At 21.7% G+C, this 12012-nt stretch carries 14 protein-coding genes; all 14 read right to left on the bottom strand.

Translation table 4 applies throughout. The features are described 5' to 3' along the window. Positions 1-3: 3 nt before the first annotated feature. Complete coding sequence (locus X271_RS02260) at positions 4-648, bottom strand: deoxynucleoside kinase (RefSeq protein WP_025208852.1); 645 nt, start codon at positions 646-648, stop codon at positions 4-6. Continuing rightward, on the bottom strand, positions 596-1282 hold the full coding sequence (locus X271_RS02265; RefSeq protein ID WP_025208853.1) for a deoxynucleoside kinase: 687 nt from the start codon (positions 1280-1282) through the stop codon (positions 596-598). Before X271_RS02265 ends, X271_RS02260 begins: the two co-directional genes overlap by 53 nt. Before the next feature lie 6 nt (positions 1283-1288). Beyond that, positions 1289-1954: a deoxynucleoside kinase gene (locus tag X271_RS02270; RefSeq protein WP_025208854.1), complete on the bottom strand. Its 666-nt coding sequence runs from the start codon at positions 1952-1954 to the stop codon at positions 1289-1291. Between the two features lie 26 nt (positions 1955-1980). Further along, on the bottom strand, positions 1981-2550 hold the full coding sequence (gene efp, locus X271_RS02275) for an elongation factor P (RefSeq protein ID WP_038462276.1): 570 nt from the start codon (positions 2548-2550) through the stop codon (positions 1981-1983). An 82-nt stretch (positions 2551-2632) separates the two neighbouring features. Continuing rightward, positions 2633-3685, bottom strand: a complete 1053-nt coding sequence (locus X271_RS02280) for a M24 family metallopeptidase (RefSeq protein ID WP_025208856.1) — start codon at positions 3683-3685, stop codon at positions 2633-2635. Further along, positions 3645-4853: a nicotinate (nicotinamide) nucleotide adenylyltransferase gene (nadD, locus tag X271_RS02285; RefSeq protein ID WP_025208857.1), complete on the bottom strand. Its 1209-nt coding sequence runs from the start codon at positions 4851-4853 to the stop codon at positions 3645-3647. The genes X271_RS02280 and nadD overlap by 41 nt, the downstream gene beginning before the upstream one ends. Before the next feature lie 2 nt (positions 4854-4855). Then, positions 4856-5569, bottom strand: coding sequence for a YebC/PmpR family DNA-binding transcriptional regulator (locus X271_RS02290; RefSeq protein ID WP_025208858.1), 714 nt, complete (start codon positions 5567-5569; stop codon positions 4856-4858). Between the two features lie 34 nt (positions 5570-5603). Next, positions 5604-6272, bottom strand: a complete 669-nt coding sequence (gene deoC / locus X271_RS02295; protein WP_025208859.1) for a deoxyribose-phosphate aldolase — start codon at positions 6270-6272, stop codon at positions 5604-5606. 284 nt (positions 6273-6556) lie between these two features. Next, positions 6557-6838 (bottom strand): zinc ribbon domain-containing protein, encoded by a 282-nt coding sequence (locus X271_RS02300; RefSeq protein ID WP_025208860.1) that lies wholly within the window; start codon positions 6836-6838, stop codon positions 6557-6559. A 45-nt stretch (positions 6839-6883) separates the two neighbouring features. Further along, on the bottom strand, positions 6884-7783 hold the full coding sequence (locus X271_RS03200) for an ATP-binding protein (RefSeq protein ID WP_025208861.1): 900 nt from the start codon (positions 7781-7783) through the stop codon (positions 6884-6886). Continuing rightward, positions 7773-8975 (bottom strand): replication initiation and membrane attachment family protein, encoded by a 1203-nt coding sequence (locus X271_RS02310; RefSeq protein WP_025208862.1) that lies wholly within the window; start codon positions 8973-8975, stop codon positions 7773-7775. Before X271_RS02310 ends, X271_RS03200 begins: the two co-directional genes overlap by 11 nt. Before the next feature lie 14 nt (positions 8976-8989). Next, the gene (gene coaE, locus X271_RS03205) at positions 8990-9532 is read right to left on the bottom strand and encodes a dephospho-CoA kinase (protein ID WP_128571657.1); all 543 of its coding nucleotides are present in this window, start codon (positions 9530-9532) and stop codon (positions 8990-8992) included. A 197-nt stretch (positions 9533-9729) separates the two neighbouring features. Next, a complete protein-coding gene (locus X271_RS02320) occupies positions 9730-11151 on the bottom strand; it encodes an NCS2 family permease (protein WP_025208864.1) in 1422 nt (473 codons plus the stop codon). Then, the gene (gene mutM, locus X271_RS02325) at positions 11144-11995 is read right to left on the bottom strand and encodes a DNA-formamidopyrimidine glycosylase (RefSeq protein WP_025208865.1); all 852 of its coding nucleotides are present in this window, start codon (positions 11993-11995) and stop codon (positions 11144-11146) included. Before mutM ends, X271_RS02320 begins: the two co-directional genes overlap by 8 nt. Positions 11996-12012: the final 17 nt, after the last annotated feature.

Here is a 12012-nt window from a genome sequence, read left to right on the forward strand (position 1 = left end):
ATATTAAATTCTTTTATTTATATATTTAATAATTTTTTTTGTAACTTCATTAATAGCAAGATAATCTGTATCAAGTTCAAGATATTTTTTTGAATATTTACGAAAAATATCTTTATTTGCTTTTTTTGCATAATATCGATAATATAAGTCCTGTCAATATTCTCGATCAAATTTTTTCTCTTGTTCTCTATTTCTTTTTTCCATTCTTTTCATAATTACATCAAAAGAAGCACGAAGAACAATAAAAAAATCAGGTTTTTCAAACAAATTAATTTTATCAAGCATTGAATTATAAATTTGTTTATAAGCTTTTCCTAATTTATCTGATCTTGTTTTTTTAATTAGTCTTAATTCAGAAAAAATTTTATCCTCAATAAAATGACGATCATAAATAATAATTATATTTTTATCATTTTTGTATTTTTGTTCAACTTCTATAAATTGATGAAATCTTTCAAATAAAAAATCTATTTGAGCAAGAAAACTTCAATTTATAAAATCATTAAAATAAAGATCAAAATATGGAGATTCAATTAATATTTCTCCCATAATGATTACTTTTTTTCCTTTTCGCTGATAGTAATTTTTTAAATTATTAACAGTTGTGCTTTTGCCAACTCCAGTTGTTCCACTGATAACTATCTTCATAATACTTTCCTTTTTTTATTATTTTTAAAATATCATCTAAAATTTTTCCCTTCGCTTGATCAGCATTTATTAAGAAAAAATAATCACTATTTTTTTTGAAATAATTTTTAATTTCAGAATCTTGATAATATTTTTGATAGAGACTTCTTCAATATAAATTAAGTTTTAAATCTTGCTCTGATTCTCTTCCTCTTTTTTTAATTCTTAAAAGAGTTGTTTCAAAATCACTTATAAGCAAGAAAAAATAAATTTTTTGTTTACGATAATTTATTCTTTCTAATAATTCTTGATTTATTCTTTTATAGATATTAAAATTAAAAGAAGACATTGATTCTTTTATTAGCGAAAGGGAAGAGAAAACATAATCATCAAGAAAATGACGATCATAAATATTAATATAATCATCATTATTATTAATAAAAACAGATTTAAATCTCATTCTTAAAAAATCAATTTGTGTAAGAAAAGATCATTCTTCTTTATTTTTATAATAAAAATCAAGATAAGGGTTTTCATCTGCAATTTCTTTTATTAAATTTACTTTTAAATTTAAATCCTTTTTAAATTTAAGATAAAGCATTTTCGAAATAGTTGATTTTCCAACACCAACTGTTCCACTAATAATTATGTCCATAAATATTTATATATTTTTTTCTTTTTTAAGATAATTTAAAATCTCTTCCATTACAATTTCTGGGGTTTTATTATTTGTATCAATTACAATAAATTTTTCAACATTTCTTTTAAAATGATTTTGAATCATTGGTCTTTTATAATAATTATGAAAAAGATCTTTTCAATATTCTAAATCAACATCTTTTTCTGCTTTTCGATTTCGATCTCTAAATCTTTCAATTACAGTATTAAAATCTGCTGTAAGCAAAAAGAAATAATCTGGTCTTGCATTCAAAAAATTCATTTTATCAATTAATTCTTTATAAATTGCTTGATAAGTAATTGAATTTATATTAGAAATATTTTCCTTAATTGTGTGTAATTCAGCAAATACATAATCATCAAGAAAATGACGATCATAAAGAGTAATATAATTATTTTTATTATTTTTTACAAAAAGTTCACGCTTTTTTTCATCTAATAATCACTGTTTAAATCTTCCTAATAAGAAATCTAGTTGAGAAATAAATGCTCATTCTTGTGGATCTTTATAATAATAATCAAGATAAATTGATCTAACAGTCTCTTCCTTCAATAAATTTAAGTGATTTGTTTTTTTTAATTTTTTAAATAATAGTTCAGATACAGTTGATTTCCCAACACCAACTGTTCCAGAAATTACAATTCGCATAATAATCTTTTCTCCTATTTTTTTATTTATGAAAGTTTAGAAATATATTTTTTTGTTTCTGTATTTATCAAAACTTTATCAGAAATGTTTATAAACTGAGGAACATCTATTTCAAGACCTGTTTCTAATTTTGCTTTTTTAGTTGCGTTTGTTACTGTATCACCTTTTATAGCATCAGTAGTTTCAATAACTTCTAATATAATATTTTTAGGAATCTCAATATCTATTAAATGATCTTCAAAAAATAATAAATTTAAAGTTGTTTCAATTCCTAAAAAATCACGATTTTTTTCTATTTTTTGATCATTTATTTCAATTTGATCAAAATTTTTATTATCCATAAAAAAAGCTTTATTTCCCTCAAAATAAAGAAATTGCATTGATTTTTTTAGAATATAAGCTTTTTCTACTTTTTCCCCACCAACAAATGTTATATTTTGCAACGAATTTGTAAAAAGATTTTTTGCTTTTACTTTTACGTGGGCTTGCCCACGACCTGATTTTGCATGATTTGCTTCAATTACTTGATAAACTTGATTATTTCTTAAAAAAGTAATTCCTTGCTTAAAATCATTTACATTAATTTGCTCAGCCATACTTTCTCCTATGTATTTATTAATGATAAAGATAAAATTATTATTACATTTTAAATTAAATTTAAAAAATATAATAATTCTATTATATTTTTAATTGGATTGGAGAATCATTTAAAATTTCATATCCATTTTCTGTTACTAAAATATCTTGTTCTATTCTTACTCCAAATTCATTTGGAAGATATATTCCTGGTTCAATTGTTATTATCATTCCTTTTTTTAAAGTTAAATTTGTATTAGAACTTACAGTTGGGGCTTCATGAATATTTAAACCAACTCCATGTCCTAATGCATGAATAAAATATTTTTCATAACCTTCTTGCTTAAAAATTGTTCTTACAATTTCATCAATTTTTTTAATTTCTATTCCTGGTTTAATAGCTTCAATCGCTTTATTTAAACCATAATTAACAAGATTAAAGATTTTTGTTTGCATTTTAGTTACATTTTTACCAATTAAAATAGTCCTTGTCATATCTGACTTATAACCCTTATAACTAACTCCAAAATCAATTGTAACAAGATCTCCTTTTTTAATCGTATAATTTGTTGGTTCAATATGAGGATTTGAACTATTTTTTCCTGCTGCAATAATTGGAGAAAAAGCTGATTCACAATCCTTATATTCAATTAATAATTTTAAAAGTTTTTGTTTTACATCTTTTTCTGTTCTTCCTGCTTTTATATATTGTAAAATTCCTTTATAAATTTGATCAGTAATTAAACAAGCTTTTTTAATTAAAGCAATTTCTTCATCATCTTTAATCATTCGCATATAATTAAATGATTCACCCTTAATTTTAAGTAAAGGATAATTAGCTTTAAGATAATTAAATTCTTTTAAACTTAAAAATTCATCATCTACTGATAATGGTTTTCCTGATTTTAATATTTCTGGAATTAAAATATTTTTAAAAGGTAAAGTAATTGCATTTAAAACATTTATTTTTTTTAATTTTTCCTGTGCTCTTTTAAAATATCTATCATCGGTAATTGCATATCAATTTTTATTAATATAAAATAAACTTAAATTAGTTGATTTAAATGATGTAAGATAATAAACATCTTCAGGATTTGTAAATCAAATATTTTTATTATTTATTATTTTTTTTAAGTGATTTTCATTGATTTTCATGATTATTTTTTGTATTATAATAATAATTTTTTAAAGCTTTTTTTCCTTTAATTTTTAAAACATAATGAATATAAGCTTCTTTTGTATTTTTATCCAAATTTTCAAATTTAATTCCGTTTTCTACTAATCTTTCAACTTGTTTTCTTAATAGTTTTTCAAAAGTAAAATCAAGGTTTTTATATGCTTGTTTTCTTTCTTGTCCAATTTCTCTCCCTTTGCGATCAGAAGCAATTTTATCAGCAACATAAATTATTTTATCTAATTTAGACATTTTTTTTGATGCTGTTGTATGTTTTTTTATTGCTTTTAAAAACTTCTTATCTTTCATCTTATACATTTCTTCTAATCAATAAGAGCAAGCATATCCATGCATTGCAGGAAATGGGGGTAATTCTTCATTTGCTTTTAAATTTTTTTTTACATATTCAATTAAAAAATTCTTAGAATGATATTTAAAAAGGTCATGAATTAAACCAGCATAATAAGCTCTTTTTCAATTGTAATATTTATTTTCTTTTGCTAATCTTTTAGCATGCGAAGCAACAGAAACAGAGTGTTGATATCTTTTAAATTTCAAATTGTTGAAAACAATTGTTTTCAAATAGAAATATTTTTTTGAAATATATTTTTTTGTTGGCTCTAAAAGCTCATCTCACCTTAAATTTTGTAAAATATCAGTAGATGAAATATCATATATAATTTCATCAAAAAATTCAATATATTTTTCATCAATATTTTTATTATGACAAGATCCATTTATGAAACGTCTATAAACAATAATATTTGCTAGATTTTGAATATCTTTATATCTATATCAAGTATGAAAAGTTCGATAACGATCTTCTCCCATAATAAAATAAAATTGTTTTTCTGGATATTTTGTATTCAATTTTAATAAAGTATCATAAGTATATGAAATATTATGATTTTTAATTTCAATATCGATTAATTTTATTCAATTAATTTTTAATTTTTTAAGAGTATATTTTATTATTTTATATCGATCTTTTGCAGAAATATTTTCAATTGAAAAACTTTTATCAACAGTAATATAAGTAGGAATTATTCAAATTTGTTTTAATCCAAATTCTTTTTTTATATTTCTTACAATATTAATATGTCCTTTATGAAAAGGATTAAAAGTTCCTCCCAATATTCCTATTTTCATTTTTATCCTAAATTTGTATATACATTTTGTACATCATCATTGTCTTCTAATATATCTATTAATTTTTCAACTTTTTCAAGATTCTTTTCTGATAAATTAATATAAGATTTAGGAATTTTTAAAACTTCAGAAGATAAAAATTCTGTAATTTTTGCTTTCTCTAATGATTCCTTTGTTTTAATTAAATTAGCAGGTGATACTTCAATAACTATTACATTATCTTCATTTAAGAAATCGATAATATCTAAATCTAATAATTTTGCAAAAACTTGGTCTGGATTATATTTTTCTTGATCTAATACAATTTGTCCTTTTACATCAAATAAATAAGAAACAGATCCTGTTGTTCCCAAATTTCCTCCTAATTTATTAAATACAGCCTTTACAAAAGCAGAAGTTCGATTAAGATTATCAGTAAGACATTCCACTAAAAAAGCAACACCATTTGGGCCATAACCTTCATAAGTTACTTCTGTAAAATTTTTTCCATCTTTTTCATTTTTCGATAATAATTTTTTAATATTATCGTTCGGCATATTTTTTGCTTTTGCTTTTTCAATTGCTAATCTTAAACGAGCATTTTTTGTTGGATCATTTCCCCCTTGTTTAATTGCAACTAAAATCTCTTTTGCAAATTTTTGAAAAAGATTTGATCTTTTTGTATCTTGTGCTGCTTTTTTATGCTTAATATTTGCTCATTTTGAATGTCCAGACATAATAATTAATTTTTAACCTTATCAATAGTTTATTTTAATATGAACTCTTGCCTTCTAATCCTTTTACAATATCAATTCCATTAGATGTTCCAAGTCTATCTGCTCCAGCTTTTATTAATTCTTCTGCTTGATTTAAAGTTCTGATTCCTCCTGAAGCTTTTATTTTTGCTCTTCCATCAATTATTTTTTTCATAAGTTTTACATCTTCCACTGTCGCTCCACTAGTATTAACAGCTGTTGATGTTTTAATAAAATTAAATCCAGCCTCTACTCCTAATTTTGTAGCTAATTCTTTTTCTTCTTTATTTAAAAGTCCTGTTTCAATTATTAATTTAATTATTTTATTTTTTGTTATTTTTCTTAATAAAGCTAATTCTTTACGAAGATAATCTTGATCTTTTTCATGTAGCTTACTTGCATTAATAATAAAATCTAGTTCATCCGCCCCATCTTTGATTGCTTGTTTTGCTTCAAATGCTTTTGTTCTTGCTGATTGTTGCCCATAAGGAAATCCAATTACAGTAACAACTAAAACATTATTTTTATGTAATTTTTCTTGGACATGAGAAACTCAAAAAGGAGCAATACATAAACCTTTAAATTTATATTTTATTGCATCATTTATCGCTTGATCAATTTCTTTTGTTAATACATCTCTTTTTAGTAAAGTATGATCTATATATTCATTTATATTTTTTTCCATTTTAATACCTAACCTTTATAACTTTTAGTAAAAATAATCTTATATTAATAAGATTATACATAAATTAACAATCATTATAATTTTAAGAAAATAAAAAGCCACAAACCGGAGTTTATGGCTATTTCTAAATTTTTTAGTACTTATCTCTTTGATTGAGTCATCAATTCTTCATTCTAAAGTCTAATGTCTAAATTCTACTATCTTATGATTGTCTATTATTCTACTTCCCAATCAAATATTATTTTAGCATAAAATTTATAAAAAAACAAATTTTATTTTAAAGTTTATTGTTGTGGTTCTGAAGCAGTTTCGCTTCATCTTTCAAGTTCTGGAAGTTTTTTATTATACATATTTATCATAAATTTTGGAAAATGTTTTTTCTTCATTTCTTCTGCATTTTTATCTTGCATATCTTTTACAGTAAAATTTGGACTTGTAAATTCTCCATTTTTATAACAATATGAACAGTATTTTTCAGATGGTGATCCATCTTTTTCTTTTGCTGGACCGTTTTTATCCCTTTTCAAAGGCATTCCACATGATTGGCAAATTTTTTGATTACTCATTTTTTATCCTTTTCTTAATTAAAAATATAAATTAATTATAATAAATTAATTTATAAAATCACGATAATTTTTTCCTTTTAAAATAATTTCTCCGTACAACAATCCTTTTATTCTTTCTATTATTCGCATTATATTTTTATTTTCAAATAAATCTTGTTGCTTTTTATTTCCAATTTCATTTTTAAGAATCATTTGATATTGTTTTAATGAATAATTTGAAACAAAAAAAGTTAATTTATTTGCTTCTAATCGATGATTTACAATCGGAAGTAAAAAATTATTGCGAATTCAACTATTTGATTTTTCTGCCCCGATATCATCAATTACTAAAACCTCTGCATTTTTCAAATAATTAAATTTCTGGGCACTAGAAATTTCACTTGTATTAGAAGAGATATTATTCTGATAATCAATAATAAAATCAGGTCAAAAAATATAAGCTACTTTAAGATTTAAATTTTTTGCAACAAAATTTAAAAAAGCAATCATTATATAACTTTTGCCAACACCAAAATCACCAGAAATCCAAAGACCCTTACCTCTTTTTTTATTTTTTAATTTATTCAAAATCTCAAAGAGATTTTTTTGTAAAACAATTCGCTCTTTTGTTCAATAAATATCTTTATCAATATCAATTAAATAATTATATTTATCAGGAAGAGAAAAATAATAATTACCTGAAATTTTACTAATAATTAATTCTTTATTTCGATCCACATCTTTTATCGAAAAATTAAAAACAAATTGTTGATTTTCAATTGAAAGATTTAAATTATATTTTTTAAGGTTATCATTTTTTTCTTCATATTGATCAATATATTTTAATAAAATATTTTGATTTTTAAGAATTTCTTGTTCAGAAATATTATTTTTTTGTATTTCTAAAAATAAATTCTTGTCTATTTTTTCTATTTTTTCTAATAAGTATTCTGAATTATTTTTCATTTTTTATTAATATATCTTTAAAAAAACTTTTATGTTCTAAAGGAATATTATCTAAAGATTTGATAATATTTAAATCTTCTTTCTTGATCTCTCTTGTTTTAATAAGATAATCATTTTTAAAACGAAAACTTTGTTTTAAATAATTGATTAAATAAATTGGATCATTAATATTTTCTTTTTTGATTGAGTCGGCTATCTTTAAAATATAATTTTTTACAATTTGATGATTATTTACTAAATAAGAATAATCTAATAAAATATTTATAAAATAATCAGAAAAATTATATTTTTCCCTTAAAATTATAATTAATTTTTGATGAGAATTAATTAAACTATCAATATTTAATAAATTTAATAAAAATTTCTCAGGTGTGATAATTTGCAAATGTTTTCATTTTAATTTTTCTTTTTCTAAAAAAGAATCATAATAATTATTTAAAATCCTTCTTTTATAATTATTAATTATTATTTTATTAAATTTCTCTAAATTAAATCCATTAGAAAAATCATATGCCTCCGAAATAATTCTTGCAAATTCAAAATTATCTAATTTATAAATATTTATATATTCATTTAATAATTTTTTAAATTTAAAATCAAAAAAATTTTCATATTTAATTCCTTTTTGCTTTAAAAGCAAATATAACATACTAAAGTTATAATTATCTTTTTCTTGATTCAAATAAGAATAATTATCTTTTTCTTGATTAATATTAGATGAAAAATCATTAATTAATTCAAAATTATCATTATCTTTTTTTTCTAAAAATTTTTCTTGTAAAAATTTTAAATTGAGATCATAATTTTCTTTTCCAATTTTAGCAATCAAAAGATTTGCAAAATAAGTGTTTTGAAAAAATAATTCACAATCAAGTGGTTTTATTAATTCATAAATATATCTGTTTTTAATTCGATCAAAATATATATTTAATAAATTTAATTTCTCAATTACTGAAAAAGCTTCAATTAATTCATTTTGATTTAAATTTAAACTATCAGCTATTCTAGCTGATGGTACAAATAAATTATTTATTAATTTATTTTCACTTTCAGCTAGTAAAAAATAAAATAAAAATAAACCTTTTTTTCCCAAAAGTAAAGAATAAGTATATTTAAAAAAAGGTTCAATTAAAATTGCATAAGAATAATTAAGGTGAACTTTATAACTAGAATTGTATTTAAATTTTTTCATAATTATCTTTTATATTATTTTTTGAATAAATTTTTAATATATTCTATATCTTTATTTTTAATATTATTTGTTGTATCAATTACATAATCAAATTTAACACTTAAATTATCTCATTTATTAATCATTTCTTCAATAAAAGGATAATAAGATTTATTATCTTTTGCTCTTTTGATAATTTCTTTTTTATCAGCTTTTATTAAAATTAATTTATCATATTTAAATCTAATTGGAGAAGATGAAATAATTGGTAATTCTGCAACATAATTATCCTTATTTTCAAGATAATTTTTTATTACTGGGTGAATAATTTCATTTAATTTTTGTAATTGTTCTTTATCCTTTGTAACAAATAAACCTAATTTTTTTCGATCTACTTCTTTTTCATTTACAAATTGATCACCAAAATATTTTTTAATTAAAAAATACCCTTCATGATCTTTTGTATAAATTTTTCTAACAAAAGAATCTGCATGAAAAACTTTAATATTATTTTCTTGTAATTTTTTTAAAACTGTTGTTTTCCCTGAAAAAGGTGAACCTACTAATACTATAATCATTTCAATATAAATTTTCTCAATTCAAAAAATATCTTTAATTATATAATAATTAATTTAATAAACAAATTAAATAATTTAAATAATTTAACATTATAAATTTACTAGATTAAAAAAATTATTAATTTATTGGGGTAAGTCAGAATTGATAATAAATATTTAGAAATTTTTATAATTAAAATTATTTCAAAAGATAAATATTAAATTGTACTTTCGAGGACAATAAATAAAATTAAAATAGGAGTAATTAATGCAAAAATTCAATCTAATTCTTTTCATCTTTTTGTAAAAATCATCATAAATGCATAAATAATTAATCCCAAAATAATTCCATCTCCAATTGAATAAGTAAGAATTGAAAAAATAATAATTGAAAAACTAGCAACTAATATTGCAGAATCTTTTAAATTAATTTTTGTAATATTTTTAAACATCAAAAATCCAACAACAAATAATGCTCCAATTGTAACTGAATCCGTAATAAGAGGAATAGTAAGAGGAATGATTGGAATAATAAGTAAAAATAAAATTCCTGTAGTAAGTGAGGTTAATCCTGTTTTTCCTCCATAAGCAACTCCTGTAGCAGATTCTGCAAATACAATTGTGTTTGTAGATCCTATAAGTGATCCTGCTGCAATTGCAGTTGAATTTACAAAAAAAGTCTTATTACTTTTTTTCGGATCAACTTGATAATTTGGATCATCTTCTAATTCTTTTTCAATCATAAAAATTGTTCCCGAACTATCAAGTAGCGAAATTAAAAATAAAATAAAAATAATAATATAAAAATTAATATCTTTTCAAGTAGAACTATCTGTAAGGGCATCTCAAAATAAAAAACTAAAATCAGAAATTCCTGTAAAAGAATCTTTATAACCTGAAAAATTAAAATCAACCCATGGTAATTCTTGATTTATTTCAGAAGTAAAATTTAAAATCAAATTAATAAATAAACCAATAATAATTGAAAAAATTATCCCATAGAGAATTGCTCCTTTTATATTATTTGCTCATAAAATTGCTGTAAAAATAAGCGTAAGCAAACTAACAAAAGTAACTCAATTATAAAGATCACCGAGCATTGTAGGAGTTCCTTCTCCAGGTACTATAATTCCTGTATTATAAAGTCCTACATAAAAAATAAAAGCTCCTATTCCTACGGTAATTGCTAATTTTAAATCATCAGGGATTGCCCTCAAAAATCTCTGTTGTGTTTTTGTAAAAGCAACTATCATCAAAAATATTCCTGAAATTAAAATTGCAAGATAACTAGCAAAAGGTCCAATTAAAGGCATAGCATTATATGCAATAAAGGCATTTACTCCCATCCCTGAAGCTATTCCAACCGGAAAATTTGCATAAATTCCAATTATAATTGTTGCAAAGGCAGCAACTATTGCTGTAATAATCATAATTGATCCTTTATTATAATTTAAAACTTGATCAGGATTTTGTTGATTTCAAATATCAATTCCCTCTCCTAAAATACTAGCTTGTACAAAAATTATATAAAGCATTGAAATAAAAACAATTAATCCTGAGATTAATTCTGTTCTGATATTTGTATTATTATCGTTCAAACGAAAATAATTACTAAGAGAAAATTTAGAATATTTAGACATTTAAATTTTTATATTTTAAAACTTGTTCTTGTGGACAAAAATATGTTCCTCTTCCAGCAACAACTATTTTTTCAATTGTGGTTCTACAAATTTTACAAGGAAGTCCTTTTTTTCCATGAACCATTAATTTATTTTGAAAATTTCCTTTTTCCCCAAAAGATTTAAATGTTTTAATTGTTGATCCTCCATCTCTAATTGAAGCTTTTAAAATTAAAATAGCAGAATCAATAATTTTTTTAAAATCTTTTTTTGCAATATTTTTTGTCATCTCTTGTGGATGAATTTTAGCAGCAAATAAAACTTCATCTACATAGATATTTCCTAATCCAGATATATATTTCTGACTTAATAATAAACTCTTAATTGTACTTTTACTATTTTTTATTTTTTGATAAAAATTTTCAAAATCAATATCTCAAGGTTCAGGACCAAGATTTTTAAAAAATGTATTATCTTTAATTTGTTTATTATTATCAAATAGATCAATTGTTGCAAATTTGCGATGATCATTAAATAATAATCAATTATTATTATTTAATTTAAAACTTACAATTGTATGGATTAAATCAATTTTTGTTAATTCTTCCTTATTTAAAAATTTAAAGTTTCCTTCCATTCGTAAGTGTAATATTAGATATTTACTTTCTGTTTCAATTACTAAATTTTTTGCAATTTGAAAAACATCAATTGGTTTTAAATTTTTTAAATTCTCTAATTCAATTTTTTCTGCATTTCTTAAAGATTTTTGATAATAAAGATTAATTTGATTAATTCTTTGATTATCATTAAGTAAAATTGCTCTTAATTGTTTTGCAACAACATTAACTTCTGGTAATTCGGGCATCTTATAATTCTCCTAAT

It is taken from the genome of Candidatus Hepatoplasma crinochetorum Av, from assembly GCF_000582535.1.
Taxonomy (GTDB): Bacteria; Bacillota_I; Bacilli_A; order Mycoplasmatales; family Hepatoplasmataceae; genus Hepatoplasma; species Hepatoplasma crinochetorum.